The organism is Mycobacterium sp., assembly GCF_019247615.1.
Taxonomy (GTDB): domain Bacteria; phylum Actinomycetota; class Actinomycetes; order Mycobacteriales; family Mycobacteriaceae; genus Mycobacterium.
The window spans coordinates 37,246-56,989 of the sequence record NZ_JAFBAT010000139.1; the positions used below are offsets into that span (position 1 = coordinate 37,246).

The 19,744-nt window shown below is 66.5% G+C and carries 17 protein-coding genes and 1 pseudogene; 8 read left to right on the forward strand and 10 right to left on the reverse strand.

Annotated features, from left to right (window positions below; all coding sequences use genetic code 11):
• The first annotated feature begins 2 nt into the window (after nt 1-2).
• Nucleotides 3-1,595 (forward strand): helix-turn-helix domain-containing protein, encoded by a 1,593-nt coding sequence (locus tag JO059_RS09370; protein WP_293315984.1) that lies wholly within the window; start codon nt 3-5, stop codon nt 1,593-1,595.
• 103 nt (nt 1,596-1,698) lie between these two features.
• On the opposite strand, the gene JO059_RS09375 is transcribed toward JO059_RS09370, so the two are convergent.
• Both JO059_RS09375 and JO059_RS09380 read right to left on the reverse strand, forming a co-directional pair.
• Nucleotides 1,699-2,010, reverse strand: coding sequence for a type II toxin-antitoxin system PemK/MazF family toxin (locus JO059_RS09375; protein WP_293315986.1), 312 nt, complete (start codon nt 2,008-2,010; stop codon nt 1,699-1,701).
• Complete coding sequence (locus JO059_RS09380) at nt 2,010-2,246, reverse strand: YlcI/YnfO family protein (RefSeq protein WP_293315988.1); 237 nt, start codon at nt 2,244-2,246, stop codon at nt 2,010-2,012. The genes JO059_RS09375 and JO059_RS09380 overlap by 1 nt, the downstream gene beginning before the upstream one ends.
• 542 nt (nt 2,247-2,788) lie before the next feature.
• On the opposite strand from JO059_RS09380, the gene JO059_RS09385 reads away from it, so the two are divergent.
• From JO059_RS09385 to fadD21, 4 genes are all read left to right on the forward strand, one after another.
• Complete coding sequence (locus JO059_RS09385; RefSeq protein WP_293315990.1) at nt 2,789-3,592, forward strand: Stf0 family sulfotransferase; 804 nt, start codon at nt 2,789-2,791, stop codon at nt 3,590-3,592.
• The gene (gene cysD, locus JO059_RS09390) at nt 3,589-4,515 is read left to right on the forward strand and encodes a sulfate adenylyltransferase subunit CysD (RefSeq protein WP_293315992.1); all 927 of its coding nucleotides are present in this window, start codon (nt 3,589-3,591) and stop codon (nt 4,513-4,515) included. Before JO059_RS09385 ends, cysD begins: the two co-directional genes overlap by 4 nt.
• Nucleotides 4,512-6,398, forward strand: coding sequence for an adenylyl-sulfate kinase (cysC, locus tag JO059_RS09395; protein WP_293316022.1), 1,887 nt, complete (start codon nt 4,512-4,514; stop codon nt 6,396-6,398). The genes cysD and cysC overlap by 4 nt, the downstream gene beginning before the upstream one ends.
• Nucleotides 6,399-6,479: 81 nt before the next feature.
• A complete protein-coding gene (fadD21, locus tag JO059_RS09400) occupies nt 6,480-8,225 on the forward strand; it encodes a fatty-acid--AMP ligase FAAL21/FadD21 (protein ID WP_293315994.1) in 1,746 nt (581 codons plus the stop codon).
• Nucleotides 8,226-8,260: 35 nt separating this feature from the next.
• Here the strand turns inward: fadD21 and JO059_RS09405 are convergent, their stop codons facing one another.
• The 3 genes from JO059_RS09405 to fdxA form a co-directional block, all read right to left on the reverse strand.
• Entirely contained in the window at nt 8,261-10,594 is a 2,334-nt protein-coding gene (locus JO059_RS09405; protein ID WP_293315996.1) for an amino acid permease, read from the reverse strand.
• A gap of 66 nt (nt 10,595-10,660) precedes the next feature.
• Nucleotides 10,661-11,755: a succinyldiaminopimelate transaminase gene (gene dapC, locus JO059_RS09410; protein WP_293315998.1), complete on the reverse strand. Its 1,095-nt coding sequence runs from the start codon at nt 11,753-11,755 to the stop codon at nt 10,661-10,663.
• Between the two features lie 53 nt (nt 11,756-11,808).
• Nucleotides 11,809-12,135 (reverse strand): ferredoxin, encoded by a 327-nt coding sequence (gene fdxA / locus JO059_RS09415; protein ID WP_085099779.1) that lies wholly within the window; start codon nt 12,133-12,135, stop codon nt 11,809-11,811.
• A 348-nt stretch (nt 12,136-12,483) separates the two neighbouring features.
• Between fdxA and JO059_RS09420 the strand changes: the two genes are divergently transcribed.
• Nucleotides 12,484-12,816 (forward strand): hemophore-related protein, encoded by a 333-nt coding sequence (locus tag JO059_RS09420; protein WP_293316024.1) that lies wholly within the window; start codon nt 12,484-12,486, stop codon nt 12,814-12,816.
• A gap of 16 nt (nt 12,817-12,832) precedes the next feature.
• Here the strand turns inward: JO059_RS09420 and JO059_RS09425 are convergent, their stop codons facing one another.
• Together JO059_RS09425 and JO059_RS09430 are read right to left on the reverse strand one after the other, a co-directional pair.
• Nucleotides 12,833-13,606 (reverse strand): maleylpyruvate isomerase N-terminal domain-containing protein, encoded by a 774-nt coding sequence (locus tag JO059_RS09425; RefSeq protein WP_293316006.1) that lies wholly within the window; start codon nt 13,604-13,606, stop codon nt 12,833-12,835.
• Between the two features lie 38 nt (nt 13,607-13,644).
• A complete protein-coding gene (locus JO059_RS09430) occupies nt 13,645-16,224 on the reverse strand; it encodes a bifunctional FO biosynthesis protein CofGH (protein WP_293316008.1) in 2,580 nt (859 codons plus the stop codon).
• A 184-nt stretch (nt 16,225-16,408) separates the two neighbouring features.
• Between JO059_RS09430 and JO059_RS09435 the strand changes: the two genes are divergently transcribed.
• Nucleotides 16,409-17,338 carry a PE family protein gene (locus tag JO059_RS09435; RefSeq protein WP_293316010.1) on the forward strand — a complete coding sequence of 310 codons (930 nt, stop codon included), beginning with the start codon at nt 16,409-16,411 and terminating at the stop codon, nt 17,336-17,338.
• Here JO059_RS09435 and JO059_RS09440 read toward each other — a convergent pair.
• Both JO059_RS09440 and mshB read right to left on the reverse strand, forming a co-directional pair.
• Nucleotides 17,335-17,805, reverse strand: a complete 471-nt coding sequence (locus JO059_RS09440) for a hypothetical protein (RefSeq protein ID WP_293316012.1) — start codon at nt 17,803-17,805, stop codon at nt 17,335-17,337. The two genes, JO059_RS09435 and JO059_RS09440, sit on opposite strands and share 4 nt — an antisense overlap.
• A gap of 92 nt (nt 17,806-17,897) precedes the next feature.
• Nucleotides 17,898-18,800 carry an N-acetyl-1-D-myo-inositol-2-amino-2-deoxy-alpha-D-glucopyranoside deacetylase gene (gene mshB / locus JO059_RS09445; protein WP_293316014.1) on the reverse strand — a complete coding sequence of 301 codons (903 nt, stop codon included), beginning with the start codon at nt 18,798-18,800 and terminating at the stop codon, nt 17,898-17,900.
• Nucleotides 18,801-18,882: 82 nt separating this feature from the next.
• Here mshB and JO059_RS09450 point away from each other — a divergent pair, with 82 nt between their 5' ends.
• The gene (locus tag JO059_RS09450; RefSeq protein WP_293316016.1) at nt 18,883-19,515 is read left to right on the forward strand and encodes a TetR/AcrR family transcriptional regulator; all 633 of its coding nucleotides are present in this window, start codon (nt 18,883-18,885) and stop codon (nt 19,513-19,515) included.
• 9 nt (nt 19,516-19,524) lie between these two features.
• On the opposite strand, the pseudogene JO059_RS09455 reads toward JO059_RS09450, so the two are convergent.
• Nucleotides 19,525-19,744: pseudogene (locus JO059_RS09455) on the reverse strand (PE family protein); the annotation flags it as partial.

Sequence of the window (19,744 nt, forward strand, 5' to 3'; positions counted from 1 at the left end):
ATATGCGAGCGGCTGGCGTCGGGCTGGGACAACTGCTGCTCGCGCTGGATGCGACGCTGGTCAGCCTGGTGGACGCCCCCAGGGGGCTTGATCTTCCGATCGCCTCGACGGCGCTGATCGATTCCGATGATGTGCGGCTCGGCCTGGCCGCGGCGAGTTCGGCCGACGCGTTCTTTCTCGTTGCGGTCGCCGACGACGAGGCGCGACGGTGGGCGGAAAAGCAGGCCCGCGAACGCATACCGGTGGCCCTCTTCGTCAAAGAGCCGTCGGAGGCGCTGGTGGCCACCGCGGTCGCCGCGGGCTCGGCGGTGGTGGCCGTGGACCCGCGGGCCCGCTGGGAGCGGCTATATCGGTTGGTCAACCACGTCGTGGAACATCATGGGGACCACGGCGACCCGGTCGACGCATCGGGCACCGATCTTTTCGGCTTGGCGCAGTCGCTGGCCGAGCGCATCCACGGCATGGTCAGCATCGAAGACGCACAGTCCCACGTACTCGCCTATTCGGCCTCCAACGAGGAAGCCGACGAGCTCCGACGGCTGTCCATCCTGGGGCGCGCCGGGCCGCCCGAGCATCTGGAATGGATCAGTCAATGGGGCATCTTCGACGCGCTGCGATCCAGCGGAGACGTGGTGCGCGTGGCGGAGCGTCCGGAGTTGGGGCTGCGTTCGCGCCTCGCGATCGGTATCCATCAGCCGGCGGGAGATGCCCGACGGCCGCAGGAGTTCGCCGGCACCATCTGGGTGCAACAAGGTGCGCAACCCCTCGCCGACGACGCCGAGGACATGTTGCGGGGTGCAGCGGTTTTGGCCGCCCGCATCATGTTACGGCTGGCGGTCCGGCCGTCCACGCATTCGCGGCTGGTGCAGCAACTCCTCGGACTCGCGGACGAGGGCACCTCCGACGCGGCGGCCGTCGCCGACGAACTGGGGCTCGTCGCCGATGACACGGCGGCGCTCATCGGCTGGGAGACTTTGCAAACCAGTGCACGTCAGCCACGGGTGGGTGACGTCTTGGCGCTGAGTGCCAGCGCTTTTCGCCGCGATGCCCAGGTCGCCGCGCACGGCAGGCGCGTTTACATGTTGCTGCCGCAGACAAAGGTCCGGTCTGTCGCGTCGTGGGTCCGCGGGACGATCAGCGCGCTGCGCGCCGAACTCGGCGTCGAACTGCGAGCGGCCGTCGCGGCGCCGGTGGCCGGTTTGGCGGAGCTGCCCACGGCGCGTAGCGAGGTGGATCGCGTGCTCGATAGCGCTGAGCGGCACCCGGTTTCGATCGGACAGGTGACCTCGCTCGCCGAGGCGCGCACCGCCGTCCTGCTCGACGAGATCGTCACCTTGGTCGGCGCCGACGAGCGGCTGGTCGATCCACGGATCCGCGACCTGCGCGCCCGGGACCCGATGCTGACCGAGACGCTGCGGACCTATCTGGACTGCTTCGGCGACATCGGCGCCGCCGCGCGGTCGCTGCACGTCCATCCCAACACGGTTCGCTACCGGGTGCGGCGGATCGAGAAACTGTTGTCGACGTCGCTGTCGGATCCCGAGGTGCGGCTTGTCTTTTCGATCGGATTGCGGGTGGCAGAGCGATCGGCGTAGTACATGCGCTTCCGCTGCGGCGATGCGCCGGCGACGCGGCAGGGGTAACGATGTCTTTTCGCGGTGGCGGTCCCGGCAGCACCGGTGGCGGGCCCTTGTCGACTTATGGCATTACCCAATCGAGGTCAAACGCGTTGCCGATGGCGTCTGCAAGGGCTGGCTCCTGCGACGCAAGGAGGTAGCCGATTTGACGACCAAGGTCAGACACCGGGATCGTTTGGATGTTGTCGCAGCTGACCACCGACGGTTGATTCAGCCCGTTCACTGTCCCCACGGGGACTTCGGTGGCCAGCCCACGGACGGTCGTTGTGATCGGGGCAACGCTGACGTTGGTGAGGTATGGACGGACGACCTCGCGGGTGAGAATCACGACGGGTCTAACTTTGTCAAGTTGGGCGATGCGGATAGGTCGCATCAGTCGATGTCGAGGAGGGTACGAGCAGAGCGGCCAGCTAGCGCATCGAGATCGCTCGGCGATGACACGCCGGCCGCGAGAATCTCCGCGTCCCGTTCGGCGAGACGACGGCGCCGTTCCCGTTCCAGCGCCCTCAGCACAACGGCCGCACGGCTGCGGGCATGCTCTGCCTTGACCTCGTCATCGATGAAAGCGACGATCTCGTCGGGTAAGCGAACTGCAATCTGTGTACTCACTTCATAGATGGTACCACTTTGGTATGCGTCTCTAGGAACCGAATACCCCAACTGCCTGGCGAAAGGCGGTTTCTTTGCAAGCGTGATCTTGGGATCGGTATCGGCTCGGGCGATATTCGCTTTCTCAAATGTGCGACCACCCGAGCATGAAGGACGATCGTGATCAGTATCCGAAAAGCCGACCCCGTGAATGCCCCGGAAATCCCGTCTCTCCTATGACCCGAGGATTGCGCGGTTGACAATGCACGCATTGGTCGCCGGAGCCCTGAACAACTGGCCTGCCCAAACGACCACCGCAGGGGCCTTGCCACTCGCGCCCGGGGCAACCGCTGCCGCCCACCGGAATCACGTCACCAACCCCGTGGTATGGGATAAGCCACCGCCGCCTCCGGGCCGCGCCGCCGGGTCTCATCAACAAAAGACAACCGCCAGCAAATTCCCGGAATTTTCTGCCCATATGCGTGATTTAACGCAATAGTTAGCTTCAGCGTGAAGCTAATCCGGTGCCTTGCAGCCGATTTGCCACCGGTTACCATTTCTTGGTGACAGCGAGTCCGTCGTCATACTTGGTGCTGGCTTCCCAGCGCAGCGGGAGCACGCTGCTGGTGGAATCGCTGCGCGCGACCGGGGTCGCCGGCGAGCCGCAGGAATTCTTCCAATACCTGCCGACCACGAGCCAGGCCCCGCAGCCTCGGGAGTGGTTCGCCGGGGTCGAGGACGAGTCGATCCTGCGTCTGCTCGACCCGTTGGACGCCGGTACGCCCGACCTCGCGCCGGCCGAGGTTTGGCGAGACTACATCCGCACCAGTGGGAGGACCCCGAACGGCGTGTGGGGCGGCAAGCTGATGTGGAACCAGGCGCCGCTATTGGTAAACCGCGCAAAAGACTTGCCGGATCGCTCCGGAGAGGGTCTGTTGGCCGCGATCCGCGACGTCATCGGCGAGGAACCGCTGTTCGTCTACGTCTACCGGCCCGACGTGGTGTCGCAGGCGGTGTCGTTCTGGCGCGCCGTCCAGACGCAGGTGTGGCGGGGCAGGCCCGATCCGATCCGCGATGCGCGCGCCACTTATCACGCCGGTGCGATCGCGCACGTGGTCACCATGCTGCGCGCCCAGGAAAAGGGCTGGCGCACGTGGTTTGCCGAAGAACAAGTAAAGCCCATGGAGATCGCATATCCGGTGCTGTGGCGCAATCTGACTCAGGTGGTGGCCACCATCCTCGAGCAACTTGGCCTCGATCCGCGACTGGCGCCCGACCCGGTGACGGAGCGCCAGGCCGACCAACGCTCAGACGAGTGGGTGGACCGCTACCGCGCCGACGCGCAGAGGGAGGGGCTGCCGACATGACCGCGCCCACTGACCTTTCACAGACGCGACGCGTCGACGAATTGCGGCTGCTGGAGGCAGAAGCGGTGCACGTCATCCGCGAGGTCGTCGCCGAGCTGGCGCGGCCCGTGCTGCTGTTTTCGGCGGGCAAGGACTCGATCGTCCTACTTCGCTTGGCGGAGAAGGCCTTTCGGCCACTGCCGCTGCCGTTTCCCGTCATGCACGTCGACACCGGCCACAACTTCCCGGAGGTGATCGAATTCCGCGATCGCCGGGTCACCGGCCACGGGCACAGGCTGATTGTCGCCTCGGTGCAGGAATCCATCGACAACGGCCGCGTGCCCGACCCGGGTCCGGGCGCCTCGCGCAATCGAGCGCAGACCCGCACGCTGCTCGACGCGCTGGAGGCCGGCGGCTTCGACGCGGCCTTCGGCGGCGCCCGCCGCGACGAGGAACGCGCCCGCGCCAAGGAACGCATCCTGAGCTTCCGCGACGAGTTCGGCCAATGGGATCCGCGCGCGCAGCGCCCCGAGCCGTGGTCGCTCTACAACGGACGGATCAAAAAGGGCGAACAGGTGCGGGTCTTCCCGCTGAGCAACTGGACAGAGCTCGACGTGTGGCGCTACCTCGAACTGGAAGACCTTGAAATACCATCGATTTACTATGCCCACGAGCGCGAGGTATTCGAGCGCGATGGAATCCTGCTGGCCGTGTCGGAGTACGCGGCGCCGCGCAACGGCGAAAGCTCCGCCGTGGAATGGGTGCGATACCGCACCGTCGGCGACCTGACCATCACCGGCGCCGTGCGCTCCCACGCCACCGACATCACCCGGGTCATCGAGGAGATCTCCGCGGCCACGGTCTCCGAGCGCGGTGAGACCCGCGCCGACGACCGCACGTCCGCCGCCGCGATGGAAGACCGCAAGCGCGAGGGCTACTTCTGATGACCCGCAACGGAATTACCCGCCAACTGCTACGCATCACCACCGCCGGTTCGGTGGACGACGGCAAGAGCACCCTGATCGGTCGACTGCTACACGACACCGACAGCCTGCCGCTGGACCACCTGGAAGCCGTCACCGACGAAGAGGGCGTCGCGGACCTGGCGGCGCTGTCGGACGGCCTGCGCGCCGAACGCGAACAGGGCATCACCATTGACTTTGCTTACCGCTCCTCTTCCACCGAGAGCCGCAGTTACATCCTCGCCGACACGCCGGGCCACGAACGCTACACCCGCAACATGTTCACCGGCGCCTCCAACGCGCACGTGGCCATCCTGCTGGTCGACGCGCGCGCCGGCGTCCTGCGGCAGACCCGCAGGCACGCCCGCATCGCAAAGCTGTTGTGCATCAAGCACTTTGTTGCGACCGTCAACAAGATCGACCTGATTGACTTCGACCAGGCCAGGTTCGCCGAAGTTGAAACCCAGCTGCGACAGTTGGCCGAACGCCTAAGCATCGACATCTCGGTAATTCCCATCGCCGCCAAGCACGGCGACAACGTCGTGCACCGCTCGGAGCGCACACCGTGGTACGGCGGGCCGACGCTGCTGCAATATCTGGAAGGGGTGGAACTCGCCGCGCCGCAGGCGGAGTCCTATCGCCTGCGCTTGCCGGTGCAGTGGGTGTCACGGCCCACCGCCGACGTCCGTCGCCGCTACACGGGGCGGCTGGCGGCGGGAACGCTGAGCGTCGGCGACCCGGTGGTCTCGCTACCCGCCGGCACCCGATCGACCGTGACGGCGCTGGACACCCTCGATGACGACCGCGCGATAGCCGTTGCGCCGCTTTCGATTTCGATCGAGCTGGCCGACGACATCGATGTCGGCCGCGGCGACATGCTCGTCAGCGGTACCGACGACGCGGTTCTGCCCGTGCCCGCGCGCGAACTCGACGCGACCGTGTGCTGGTTCGTGGACTCACCGCTGCGGGCGGGCGACCGGCTCGCGCTCAAGCAAACCACCAAGACGGTCCGGGCGACCGTGCAGGAGTTGCACTCGCGCCTGGATCCGGAGACGCTCGACGAGCTGGACGGCCCGGTTGAATTGGCGCTCAACGACATCGGCACCGTGACGCTCCGAACCAGCTCGGTCGTCATCGCGGACAGCTACGCCGACAACCGGGACAGCGGCGCGTTCATCCTGATCGATGAGACCACCAACGACACCGTCGGCGCCGGCACCATCATCGAGGCGCGGGAGGTCAAGCCGGGCACCCATCCGCGCACCGACATCCGCTGGCACCCCTCGGCACTGGACCGTGGCCACCGATGGCGGACCACCGGACAGGCGGGCGCGACGATCTGGTTCACCGGCCTGCCGGCATCCGGCAAGTCGACCATCGCGGTCGCCGTGGAGCGAGCGCTCGTCGAATCGGGCCGGGTGGCCTACCTGCTCGACGGCGACAACCTTCGTCACGGCCTGTCGGACGACCTGGGTTTCTCCCCCGGCGACCGCACGGAAAACATCAGGAGGGTCGGTCATCTGACCCGTCTGTTGGCGGACGCGGGGGTGGTCGCGCTGGCGTCACTCGTGTCGCCGCTCAAGTCCGACCGCGAGACCGCGCGCGCCCTCAACGACGCCGCCAAACTGCCCTTCATCGAAGTGCATGTCGCCACCCCGCGGGCGGAATGCGAAAAGCGGGACCCCAAGGGTCTCTACGCGCGCGCCCGCCGTGGCGAGCTCACCGGGCTGACCGGGGTCGACGCGCCCTACGAGCCGCCCGATAATCCCGACCTGGTACTCGACACCACCGAGGCCAATATCGACGACCTCGCCGCACGGGTCATCGATCTCCTCAACGAACGCAGCCCACGACCGCAGCCCTAGGGTGACTGTCCCGCAAACTCGCGAGCGTCCCTTCAGCATTTGGGCAGTGGCGGCAAAGCAACTGACGGTACCCTTGGCCGCATGCAGAATCCGTCCGTCTTGTCTTTGCTGCGCGAACGCGCTGGCCTGCAGCCCGACGACCCGGCATTCGCGTTCACCGACTATGACCACGACTGGGCGGGCGTCCGGGAGATCCTGACCTGGGCGCAGCTGTACCGGCGCACCCTGAACCTCGCGCAGCAGGTGGGACAGCACGGCGCGGTCGGCGACAGGGCCCTGATCCTGGCCCCGCAGGGGCTCGCCTACATCGTCGCCTTCCTCGGTGCCATGCAGGCGGGTTTCATCGCCGTCCCGCTGTCGGTCCCGCAGCCGGGCGCGCACGACGAACGGGTGAGCGCTGTCCTCGAGGACACCTCTCCTTCGGTGATCCTGACCACATCTGCGGTCGCGGGAACGGTCGCCGAGTACGTCGGGCGACCGGAAACGGGGGGTCCCGTCCCGACAATCGTCGAGGTCGACGCCCTGGACCTCGACGCCAAAGGTCCATCGAGCGGTCGGCTGCGTGAGGCGCCGACAACGGCGTACCTGCAGTACACCTCGGGCTCGACACGCCTGCCGGCCGGGGTCATGATCAGCCACCGAAACCTGCTGGTCAATTTCCAGCAGCTGATGGCGGACTACTTCGCGTCCACCAACGGCGTGGCGCCCAGCGACCTGACGATCGTGTCGTGGCTGCCGTTCTACCACGACATGGGCCTGGTTCTCGGCGTCGTCGCACCCATCCTGGGCGGCTGGCGCGGTGAGCTCACCAGCCCCGTCGCGTTCTTGCAGCGTCCGGCACGCTGGGTCCAGGCGATGGCCACCGCCAGCCACCCGTTCTCGGCGGCGCCCAACTTCGCCTTCGACCTGGCCGTACGAAAGACCACGGACGCCGACATGGACGGGCTCGACCTCGGGGACTGCCAGGGCATCATCAGCGGCAGCGAACGAGTCCATCCCGCCACGCTGGACAGGTTCTGCAAGCGATTTGCTCCTTACAACTTCCCCGACCACGTGATGCTTCCGTCCTACGGCATGGCGGAGGGAACCGTCTATGCCGCCTGCCGCCCCAAGGATGGCGGCGCCCCGGTGATCGCCCACTTCGAGCCCGAGAAGCTGTCCGAAGGCATCGCCGAACGGTGTGACGCACGCGCCGGCGCACCGTTGATCAGCTACGGCACGCCGAAATCGCCGATGCTGCGAATAGTGGATCCCGATACGTGCACCGAGTGCCCGGAGGGGACCGTCGGTGAGATCTGGATGCACGGCGAAAACGTCGCCGAGGGCTACTGGCGCAAGCCGGAGGAAACTCAGCGCACCTTCGGCGGAATGCTCGTCGACCCCTCCCCCGAAACACCCGAGGGACCGTGGCTGCGAACCGGTGACCTCGGGTTCGTGTCGGAGAAAGAAATGTTCATCGTCGGGCGCATGAAGGATTTGCTGATCGTCTACGGGCGCAACCACTATCCCGAGGACATCGAGTCGACCGTTCAGGAGATCAGCGGGGGTCGGGTCGCGGCGATCTCGGTTCCCGCCGGTGAGACCGAGAAGTTGGTCATCATCATCGAAATCAAGAAGCGCGGCGACTCCGAGGAGGAAGCGCTGCAGAAGCTCAATGCAGTCAAGAGCGATGTCACCGCGGCGATGTCCACGTCGCACGGCCTCAAGGTCGCCGACCTCGTATTGGTAGCGCCCGGATCGCTTCCCACCACGACGAGCGGCAAGATCCGGCGATCCGCGTGCGTGGAGCAGTACCGCCGCCAGCAGTTCAGCCGGCTGGACGCCTAGGTAGTACACCTGGGCGGGCAACCCGACACGTTTGGCTACCGCACGTCCTTGGCGGGGTCCTCGACCACCTGGTACGTCGGGTCGATCATCGACATCGGCCGGTGGCCGCTCTGCTTGGGCTTGCCGGTGATCCGCAGGACCTGGCCGGGTTGGATGTCGGCTCCACCATGTCCGGGGCGGAAGGTGACGTTGATCTCTCCCGTGTCGTCGCCCAAGACCATCCACCGCAGCGTGCGCCCTCTTTTGGTGATGTCCTCGACTTGATTGACCCGTCCCTCGATGGTGGCGCGCAGGCCCGGGATCAGACCGGCCACCGTGATCACCGACGGCGGCCGCTCGGGATGTTCGTAGGCCGCGACTTCGCGATCCTCCTCCTGCGAGATCCAGGCTTCGACCTTGTCGAGTCCGCGTGCAACCCGGTGCTCGAAATCGTCCGGGAACGCCTCCTTGACCCGCGACTCCACGTCGTAGGGAACGATCGTCGCGGCGGCGTCGGGGATCAGGCTGACCGCCCGGGCGATCTTGTCCGCGGTGCGATCATGCAGCAGACGTCCCAACAGTGCGGAATAGGTTCGACGCGGCAACAGCACCGTCACGTTGGTGTTCTGATGTTCTCGGAGCGCCTTGGCGACCAGCAGCTGCGCGGCCCGGTTGATCCGGCGATCCGGACAATCGACGATCCGCAGCCGGGTCTCGAGTTCATAGTGATCCCAACGGTTTCGCAACTGCGCGGCGTGGGCCGCGTCGACCATGAAATGCACCGCGATGAGTTCGTCGGCCCGCAGCCCCTTGCCGTACCGCAGCGCCTCGATGACCGCGAGGTCCACCGAGTTCACGAACACGAAGACTCGGTGCCGGGCGTACTTCACCAACTCGGGCCGGTCAGTCCGGAACATCTCGAGAATCGCTGCCTCGGCCCGATATTCGCGGTTTAACCGGATCAGCAGGAACACCAGCACGGGGAATACAACGACGACCAGCCACGCGCCCTCGGTGAACTTCGCCACCGCGAAGATCCCGACGACGATGGTCGAAAGAATTGCCGCGGACAGGTTGATCGCCAGCCGGCGCCGCCAGCCCGGCTCCCGCTGCGTCAAATGGTGTTTGGTCATCCCGTAGCCGGCCATCGAGAACCCGGTGAACACGCCGATCGCGTAGAACGGAACCAGCGCGTTGACCGAGCCGCCAGTCGCCAGCAGCAGCACGACCGACAGCGCGGTGAGCACGATGATGCCGTTCGAAAAGACCAGCCGGTGACCGCGTTTCATCAGCTGCCGCGGTAGGAAGCGGTCTTCGGCAACAAAGCTTGCCAGCGCGGGGAATCCGTTGAAACTGGTGTTGGCGCCGGTGAACAAGATGGCGGCCGTCGACGTCTGGACCAGGATATACATGATATTTCCGACTGTCCCGTTGCCGAAGACCGCCCGCGCAACCTGCGACAGCACCGAGGGATATCCCGCGACATACGGCGGAGCGTGGGTGACGAACGTCAGATAGGCGACACCGGCCAGCAGGAAGCCGAGGATGCCGGCCATGATCGTGAGTACGCGTCGGGCGTTGCGGCCCTGGGGTTTACGGAACACGTTGACCGTATTGGAGATCGCCTCGACGCCCGTCAGCGATGAACCGCCGTTGGCGAACGAGCGCAGCAACACCAGGATGGTCGCCCCCATCACCAAGCCGTCGCCCTGATGAACGGGAACCGCTCCCGCGATGTGCTCCGCATCGTACGTCGGTAACTGCCAAAATATTTCGCGGATGACACCGGTCACGATCGTCAAGGTGATCATCGCGACGAAAAAGTAGGTTGGTGCGGCGAATTGCATGCCCGCTTCCTTCAGCCCCCGCAGGTTCAGGTAGCAGATGAGAAGCACCACGCCGACGGTGATCGCCAGGCTGTAGGGTCCCAGCGACGGGATCGCCGACGCCACCGCGACCGTCCCGGCCGCCGCCTGCACGGCAACGGTGACCACATAGTCGATCAACAGCGCGGCGGCGGCGACTTGCGCCACGCGGGGCCCGAAGTTCTCCCGCGCCACAATGTAGGAGCCGCCCGCACGGGTGTAGGCCATGACGACCTGGCGGTACGACGCGGCCACCAACACGAGGATGACCAAGATTGCGGCGTTGATCGGCAGCAACAACGCAAACGCCGCGAGCCCGGCATTGGGCAGCAGTTCGATCAGGATCTGCTCAGTGCCGTAGGCGGTGGACGAGATCGCATCCGGCGACAGCGCGCCCAGCGCAATCGGATTGGACAGTTTCTCGGATGACAGATTCTCGGTGATCAGCGGCTTTCCCAAAAATATCCGCTTGGCTATGTCCCCAATGGAGGTTGGGATCGGTCGTTTGTCCGCCGCACTCGTCACGACAACATTCCTTACCCGAGATTCCTTACCCGAGAGTCCTGATCCGACATCGCACCGCCTAGGAAGCTAACTTAGCCTCCCGACCGCGGCGGCGACGCGTTCGTCGGTAGCGGTGAGCGCGATGCGCACATGCCGTCCACCTCCCGGCCCGTAGAAATCGCCGGGGGCTACCAGGATGCCGCGAGCCGCCAGCCAGGCGACGGTGTCCCGGGACGGCTCGCCGCGCGTAGCCCACAGGTAGAGGCCCGCCTCGGAGTGGTCAACGGTGAACCCCGCCGAGCGCAGCGCCGGCAACAGTGCGGCCCGCCGGGTCTCGTATCGTTCGCGCTGCAGGCGCTCGTGATCGTCGTCCTCCAGCGCGGCCACCATGGCGGCCTGGACCGGCGTCGGCACCATCATTCCGGCGTGTTTGCGCACCGCCAACAGCTCACCGACCAGAATCGGATCCCCGGCGACGAGGCCGGCCCGGTAGCCCGCGAGCGACGAGCTCTTCGACAGCGAGTGGATCGCGATCAGCCCGGTGTGGTCGCCGTCGCAGACCGCCGGATGCAGCAGCGACAGCGGTCCGGGAGGCTCGACCTCCCAACCCAAACCCAGATAACACTCATCGGACGCGACCAGCGCGCCCCGCTCACGCGCCCAGCCGACCACCTTCCGCAAGTGGTCGACGCCCAGGACGCGTCCGGTCGGATTGCTGGGCGAGTTCAAGTAGACCAACGCGGGGGTGCGCGGGCCGACCTGGGTCAGCGAATCCGCCCGCAGGACCTGCGCTCCGGCCAGGCGCGCCCCGACGTCATACGTCGGGTACGCCAGCTCCGGCACCACAACCAGGTCGGCAGCGCCCAGACCCAACAGCGTCGGCAGCCAGGCAATCAGTTCCTTGCTGCCGATCACCGGCAACACCGCCGCCTCGCTCAGCCCGGTGATTCCGAATCGGCGGTCCAACGCCGCCACCGCCGATTCACGCAGGCGGGCGGTGCCGGCCGTCGTCGGATATCCGGATGCGGCACTGGCGGCCGCCAACGCCTTCTGGATCAGCGGTGCTACCGGATCGACCGGGGTGCCGACGGAAAGGTCGACGATTCCGTCGGGATGGCAGCAGGCCAGCGCCTTCGCGTCCGCCAAGGTGTCCCACGGAAACTCCGGCAGGGCAGCCGACACTCTCCGCCTCGCCGGCTGCGCGCCACAGGCGGCCTCCTGCGGCACCGGGCCGCTCAGTCGCCTTCGCCCTGTGGCGGCAGGTCCTTGACCACTTGCGGGTCGTTCTCGGTCAGGCCGACCTTCGCCGCACCGCCGGGCGACCCCAGCTCAACGAAGAAGTCGGCGTTGATCTGGGTGTACTGGCTCCACTGCTCGGGCACATCGTCCTCGTAGTAGATCGCTTCGACCGGGCACACGGGCTCACAGGCTCCGCAGTCGACGCATTCATCGGGGTGGATGTAGAGCATCCGCGCGCCCTCATAGATGCAGTCGACCGGGCACTCCTCGATGCATGCCTTGTCCTTGATGTCGACGCAGGGTTCGGCGATCGTGTACGTCACAGACGTCTCCTCCATGTACGGCCTGGTCTGATGTTCGGCTCGCCGCGGCGCTTCGGCCGCTCCCGACAAAGCTCTCGGTTACTGATACTAGACGTTGCACATACACGTCAACCAGTCGGCACGCCGTCGGATACCGCTGGTCGCGCCATGGCCGGATTTCACCCAGAGCGAACTCTGCAAATAAGCGCTGACCTGCGCATAGTTACGATTAGTAATTCCTGTGCGATAACGGTATCGATAGAAGGATGTCCGCGGGGGCTGGTAGCCTCGTCCGGAGACGGCAACCGTTGGGCAGATGTCGTCGCCGTTTTCCAACGGTGCATTGAATGGGGAAGGTATCCACTGATGGTGAGGCTGTCGTTGACCAAATTGGCCGCCGCGGTTGGCGCGGCGGCATGCGCGCTGATCGCCGGCTCCGCGATCGCATCCGCTGACCCGCTGGATCCGGTCATCAACACGACGTGCAACTACGGGCAGGTCATGGCCGCGTTGAATGCGACCGACCCAGGGGCCGCCGCGCAATTTAACGCGTCGCCGATCGCGCAGTCGTACCTCCGGAGTTTTCTCGCCTCGCCGCCACCCAAGCGCGCGCAGATGGCCGCCCAGATCCAGGCCATGCCGCAGGCCGCCCCGTATTTCAACGATGTCCTAGCGGTCGCCAACAGCTGCAACAACTACTGAGCCGGGTCGCCCCGGTTCAGTAGCCGCTGAGCAATCGCCGGACCCGCCGTAGCGCCTCGCGTCCGGCGCGGCTGCATATCCGCGACGGATCCGCGGGCCGGCGGCCCCACAGCAGCAATACTCGCGCGGCGGCATCGGTTTCCAACGTGGCCGGGCCGTCGGCGGCGGTCAGCTTGATGGAGGTCTGCTCCGCAGCGGCGGTCACCACCACGTCGTCGGCGCCGGGAACCCGCAACCGGGCTTCGATGCTTTCGCTGGTCCCTAGTTCCTTGGCTCCCTTGGCTAGCAGGGGACGTCCGACCGCCAGCACGCTGTGCGTGGTCATCCACGGCTCGGCGAGCCGGGCCTGGACGGGCGAGGCGGTATCGCAGTCGCCGATGATGTCCCAGGCGTGCAGGACGAGTTCTTCGCGCATGTGCTCGGCGAACCACGGCACCTTCATGGTGCGGCCGGTCCAGGCGACGTCGGTGTCCGCCGGGACGCTGTCGGCTTCCGCTGCCACATCGTTCAGCGTGGCCATCCGGTCAAGCAGCGCATCCCACAGATCCGCATCGTTGAGGGCGTGCAGCGGGCCCTCGCGTTCCTCGAAGCTGCGCGTCCGGACGGGTTCGCCTTCCAGGTGCGCTGCCAGCACCCGGGCCAGCTCCTCGGCGTTGCCCGCCTGATGGATCACGATGTCGCGGACTGTCCAGGCTTCACACCAGGTGCCGGCATCGGGTCGGCGCCGCTGCACCGCGTCGGCAAAGGGTTGCCATTCGGGGAATCGGTCAGTATCAATTTGTCGATCCACGGCCTCCGGTATACCCGACGCCGGTGGACGCTAAGCCACTATGCCGCGAGCGGGGCATAGGTTGTGGTGCGCTGGCGCGCCGGGCGGCCGATGCCCTCGGCGATCGCGGCCAGCTCCGCCACCGTCTTCGACGACCCGTGTGCCGACCCGGCCATGCGGGAAATGGTCTCCTCCATCAACGTGCCGCCCAAGTCGTTCGCGCCGCCGTTGAGCATCACCCGGGTGCGTTCGACACCAAGCTTCACCCAGCTCGTCTGGATATGGGAAATGCTGCCGTGCAACATGATCCGCGCCAGGGCGTGCACCGCGCGGTTGTCGCGATGGGTTGGCCCGGGGCGCGCCGCGCCGGCGAGGTACAACGGTGAATTCTGATGCACGAACGGCAAGGGCACAAACTCGGTGAATCCGCCTGTCCGCTGCTGGATTTCGCGCAGCACCTTGAGGTGGCCCACCCAATGCCTCGGGCTGTCGACGTGTCCGTACATCATTGTCGACGACGACCGCAGACCCACCTCGTGCGCGGTCGTCACGATCTCGATCCACATCGACGTCGGCAACTTTCCCTTGGTCAGCACCCAGCGCACTTCGTCGTCCAAGATCTCGGCGGCGGTGCCGGGGATGGTGTCCAGACCGGCCTCCCGCAAGCTGATCAGCCACTCGCGAATGCTCAACCCGCTCTTGGTCACGCCGTTGGCGATCTCCATCGGGGAGAACGCGTGCACATGCATCGATGGCACGCGCGACTTGACCGCGCGCACGAGCTTGGCGTACCCCGTCACCGGTAACTCGGGATCGATGCCGCCTTGCATGCATACCTCGGTGGCGCCTTCGACATACGCCTCCCACGCGCGATCAGCGACCTCGTCGACGGACAACGAATAGGCATCGGCATCACCCTTGCGCTGCGCGAAGGCGCAGAACCGGCAGCCGGTGTAACAGATGTTGGTGAAGTTGATATTTCGGTTCACCACAAAGGTCACGTCGTCACCGACGACGTCTCGGCGCAGCGAATTCGCCAACGCCGTGACCGCGTCCAGCGCCGGTCCTTCGGCGGTGGCCAACGCCAGGTATTCGCCGTCCGTGCAGCGGGCGGGATCGCGTTCGGCGGATCGCAGCGCGGCGAGCACGTCGCTGTCGATGCGGTCAGGGGCGCGGGCGACGAGCCTCTGCACCTGCGCGCGAATCGATTCCCAGTCTCCGAAGGCACTCTCGAGGTCGCTGCGCGCCTCGGAGTTGCGGCCCTCGGTGTCGATCGCCTCGTTGAGGTCCACGCGGCCGGAAGAATCCACGTCGTCTGGTTCCTGCCATGGCATGCCCACCGGCTTGACGTCGCGGGCCAGGCCGGTCGCCGGATCGGCCAGCGCGGCTACATGCCCCCGGAGCCGCGGGTCGATCCACGCTGCGCCGGCTTGCACGTATTTGGGCTGTGCCGTCAGCCGCTGGACCAGGTCGTATCCGGCTTCGGCCGTGATCGCGGCCAGCTCGTCCAGGGCGGGCCAGGGCCGTTCGGGGTTGACGTGGTCGGGCGTCAACGGCGAAACACCGCCCCAGTCGTCGACACCGGCGCGTATCAGCGCCAGGCACTCGTCACGCGACACCAGGTTGGGCGGCGCCTGGATGCGCATGCCCGGGCCGAGTACCAATCGCGCCACGGCCACCGTCGCCAGGTAGTCCTCGATCCCGGCGTCGGGAAAGCCGGCCATCGCGGTGTGCTCCTTGGCCCGGAAATTCTGCACGATAACTTCCTGGACGTGTCCGAACTCCTTGTGGGACTTGCGAATCGCGTGCAGGGTATCGGCGCGCTCGGCCAGTGTTTCGCCGATACCGACCAGCAGCCCCGTGGTGAACGGAATGGACAAGCGGCCGGCGTCGGTCAACGCGCGCAGCCGCACCGCGGGATCCTTGTCCGGGCTGCCATAGTGCGCAAGCCCTTTCGTCTCAAACAGCCGCCGCGACGTCGTCTCAAGCATCATGCCCATCGACGGCGCCACCGGCTTGAGCCGCGACATCTCCGACCAGCTCATCACGCCGGGATTCAGGTGGGGCAGGAGCCCGGTTTCTTCGAGCACCCGGATCGCCATGGCGCGCACGTAGGCCAGCGTGGAGTCGTAGCCGCGTTCACCCAGCCAGTCACGCGCTTCCGGCCAACGATCCTCCGGGCGGTCACCGAGGGTGAACAGCGCTTCCTTGCAACCCAACTCCGCGCCGCGCCGGGCGAGCTGGATGATCTCGTCGGGCTCCATATACATGCCCGCACCTTGAGCTCTCAGCCTGCCCGGCACGGCGACGAAGGTGCAGTAGTGGCAGGTGTCGCGGCACAGGCGGGTGACCGGGATGAACACCTTGGGGGAATAGGTGATCAGCAACCGGCGATCCGGCCGGCGCCGGCCGGCCGACTCCAGACCCGCGTCGCGCACCCGTGCTGCGCTCGCGCACAGGTCGGCAAGCTCTTCGCCCCGCGCCGTCATCGCCAGCGCCGCCTCGTCGACATTCAGCGCGACCCCGTCTCGGGCGCGTCGCACGACGCGTCGCAGCGCAGACGCACTGACCTTGGGCGGAACAGTAGGACTGGGCAGAGCGATGGGCTCCACGCCCGCAGGCTCCGGTGTCAGTGGCACGTTGGTGTAACTTCCCCACGATCGAATTTCATCCGCAACAGTAGCGCCAGGCTGGCAGCCGCCCTAGGTCGACATCGCGGCAACGGGAGATCCGCCGATCGCTACTTTTCCGGCGGTTTGGCCGACTCGCCAGTGTGCGGGCGGCAATCGCGTTAGCATCCGTCTTATCCCCTGGAGGTGCCCGATGTCGTTCCTTTTCGCGGCCCCGGAGGCGCTGGCCGCAGCGGCTTCGGACCTTGCCGGTATCGGTTCGACGCTCGGAACGGCCAGTGCGGACGCAGCCGCGCCGACCAGCGGGGTGATGGCGTCGGCCGCCGACGAGGTGTCGGCCCAGGTCGCCGCGCTGCTCTCCGAGCATGGGCTGGGCTATCAGCAGCTCAGCAAGCAGATGGCACAGTTTCACGAGCAGTTCGTTCAGACACTGAGCGCGGGTGCGGGCGCGTATGCGGCGGCCGAGGCCAGCGCCGCGCAGACCCTGTCGAATACGGTGAAAGCACCAGCTGCCTCCTTGTCCGGGAATGCGGTCGGCGCTGCGGCGGCGGGCGGAGGCGGCGCCGTCGGCGGCGCGGTCTCCAACGCTGTGGGCCGCATGGAGAGCGCAGTGGCAGGCCCCAGCCTTGCGGGTGGCGCCAGGTTGCTCGGCGGCGGCGGCTCCCAGGGGATCGCCAGTGAGATCGGCACCCTCCTTCGGCCCACCGGCGGAATCAGCGCCCTTACCTCGGCCAGCGCGCTGCTCAACCCCGCCGCCGTAACCAACGCTGCGCCCGGGGCGGTCGCAGCCGCGTCTCTTGGCGACGCGATCAAAGCCGGCTACCTGCGGCTCCAACCGTGGGTGCAGTACGGCGTCAACCTCGCCGCGTACGGGGCCAGCTTTGTGCCCTATGTGGGCTACGTGGCTCAGCAGTTCAACATCGTCTACTACCTCTTCCAGCCCATAGTGCAAGCCAGCCTGTTCAACCTCATCGATGTTCTGCAAGGGACAATCACGTTCAGTCAAGGGCTGAACAACGTCTCCGTGGCGACCGCCGCATCGATCAATCAATTCATTTACAACGAGACCAACTGGCTGTTCGGGACCATTCTGCCGCCGCTTCCGCCCATTCCGCCTTTCTAACGCGGACCGTAGGGGTGGCGGCCGCGCCATAAAACCCACACCGGCGGCACCACGCCCAGCGCGATCAGCAGCAAAGCCCCGTAACGCATCATGCCCTGGCCACCGAGGATTATGTCGTCGGCTGGTCCTCCCATGCTTATCACCGCGACCGTCAGCAGCCACATCCACAGCGGCAGCGCGGCCACCCGCGGCGACGTCGTCCATCGGGCCGCCGCCCATACCAGGGCCGCGTTCAGCAACCCGCTGAGCAGCCCACTGATGGGAAACGGAACCGAACCGATGTAGGAGGGCAGCAACAGCGCGCCGACCAGTGCCGACAAAGCCCCGTCGACTGCCAGCAGCGTCAAAATGACGAAACGAAACGCGGAATCCCTCGCGCCGACCTTTTCAACGGACGTGGCGCGTGGCTTGGTTTCGGTCAGGTCGGGACGCTGTCGATATTGGACAGGATGGAGCCGAGAACCCATTGCAGGCTGTCGAGCCGGTCCTGCCAGTGCTGAAGGTTAGGGTCCAGGTCGGGGTCCATGCGAATTCCTTCCGTGGCTGCCTGATTCGCAGCCTACCGCGTTGTGGCCCCCGTTAAACCGAGTCCGGCGAGCAGGTCCGTTTCCCAGCCCCGATCGTCGCACTCGCCCGCGGAACCGGCCACCAAAACGTAGTGCTCTTGGGCGAGGATCGGCAGGGCCATGTTGTTCGACAGGGCGCAGGCCCGGCCGGTCGGCCCGACGACAACTTGGGTGGCATGCGCCGCCAGCGCGGCCGCCTTCGCGGCCAGCGATTCCGGCGCGGCCTCCACGACGGCGTCGATGTCGGCGTCCGCATACCCGAAGTCGAATTCTTCTGTCGGCGGGATCATCCACTCGGGCAATAGGTCTTCGCGGCCCAGCGCGTGCCAACCAGCTTGGAATGCGTTCGCGCCCAACACCGTCCAGTAAAACTTTGGTACCGTCCACGGCTCCCCCGGATAGTGATGGTCAGCCGCGGCGGCCACGGCGGCCGTCGTGACGATATGGGCATGGACGTGGTCAGGGTGGCCGTAACCGCCGTTGGGGTCGTAGGTCACGACGACGTGGGGACGCAGCTCACGAATAATTGCCACCAGTGCACCGACTGCCTCGCGCTCGTCGGCGTCGATGAACCGCTCGCGACGCCGCCTTGGGGTTCCGCTCATGCCCGAGTCGCGCCATCGGCCGGCGCCGCCGAGATATACGGGTTCACTCACGCCCAGCGCCCGCAGCGCCGTGGTGAGCTCTCCGATGCGATAGCCCCCGAGTTGGTCGGCACGGTCGACCCCGAGCTCGGCCCAACGGTCGCCGATGATCTCGCCTTCCTCGCCGAGCGTGCAGGTGACCACGCTCACCTGGGCCCCGCAGGCGGCATAATGCGCGATGGTGGCTCCGGTGCTGAGGCTCTCGTCGTCGGGGTGGGCGTGGACGAACAGCAGCCGCGGAGTCTCGGGCATGAAGGCACCCTACCCGCTCATCACTCTGGACGAGGTTCGCCAGGTCGCGGCGTAAAGGAACGCTGACGGCTACTATCGAACAATGCCGCAGCTCGCCCAGTCGAATCAAGGTGGCACCAGGAGCCGCCGGCGAGGGAAAGTGCTCGAACGCGCACTCTACGAGGCCACACTGGCCGAGCTTAGCGAGGGCGGATATGGCTGCCTGACGATGGAAGGGATTGCGGCGCGCGCTCGGACCGGCAAGGCGGCGCTGTACCGGCGCTGGGGCAGCAAGCACGACCTGGTGCACGCCGCGCTGGTCTATGCGCTGCCTCCCGTGCCCGAGCTGCGATCAGGCCGGTCGGCCAGGGAGAACCTGCTGGCGATCTTCACCTCGCACCGCGACATGCTGGCCGGAAAGACCACCTTCCCCGGCCTGTACGTCATCCATCAACTGCTGCACGAACCCGAGATGCGTGCCATCTTCGCCGACGCCGTCGTGTGCCCGCGTCTCAGGGTTGTGGAGTCGATTCTGGCGGCGGCGGTGGACGACGGGGACCTGGATCCAGCCACGGTGACGCCGCTGACCGCACGAGTCGGACCTGCGTTGATCAACCACCACTTCCTGCTCACCGGAGAACCGCCCAATCGACGCCAGCTGGCCCTGATCGTCGACACGGTCATCCCGCCGCGAACGTCGGCGGCAAGTGACGGCTTACTCGGGGCGCCGCCGTGATCGGCCGTCCTAGTGGACGCCGGCCATCGCGGCGTTGGCGGCGAGGAATTGGTCGAATACGCCCTCGAGGCCGCCGATGCCACCGTTGGTGTTGAAGACTCCGGTCCCGCCTCCGGTGAGGAAGAGTCTCGCGTTCAGCGGCGGGACCTGCGTTCCGCCCAAGAAGCTGTTGACAGTTTGCTCGCTGGTCAGCAACGCCAGGTTGCCAACATTGAACATCCGGTCCAGC

Bases quoted from the DNA above. Each gene is read 5' to 3' on its own strand.
- JO059_RS09435 (WP_293316010.1), top strand. From the start codon at position 16,409: ATGTCGTTCCTTTTCGCGGCCCCGGAGGCGCTGGCCGCAGCGGCTTCG.
- JO059_RS09440 (WP_293316012.1), bottom strand. From the start codon at position 17,805: ATGGGTTCTCGGCTCCATCCTGTCCAATATCGACAGCGTCCCGACCTG.
- mshB (WP_293316014.1), bottom strand. From the start codon at position 18,800: ATGCCCGAGACTCCGCGGCTGCTGTTCGTCCACGCCCACCCCGACGAC.
- JO059_RS09370 (WP_293315984.1), top strand. From the start codon at position 3: ATGCGAGCGGCTGGCGTCGGGCTGGGACAACTGCTGCTCGCGCTGGAT.
- fadD21 (WP_293315994.1), top strand. From the start codon at position 6,480: ATGCAGAATCCGTCCGTCTTGTCTTTGCTGCGCGAACGCGCTGGCCTG.
- JO059_RS09450 (WP_293316016.1), top strand. From the start codon at position 18,883: ATGCCGCAGCTCGCCCAGTCGAATCAAGGTGGCACCAGGAGCCGCCGG.
- cysD (WP_293315992.1), top strand. From the start codon at position 3,589: ATGACCGCGCCCACTGACCTTTCACAGACGCGACGCGTCGACGAATTG.
- JO059_RS09375 (WP_293315986.1), bottom strand. From the start codon at position 2,010: ATGCGACCTATCCGCATCGCCCAACTTGACAAAGTTAGACCCGTCGTG.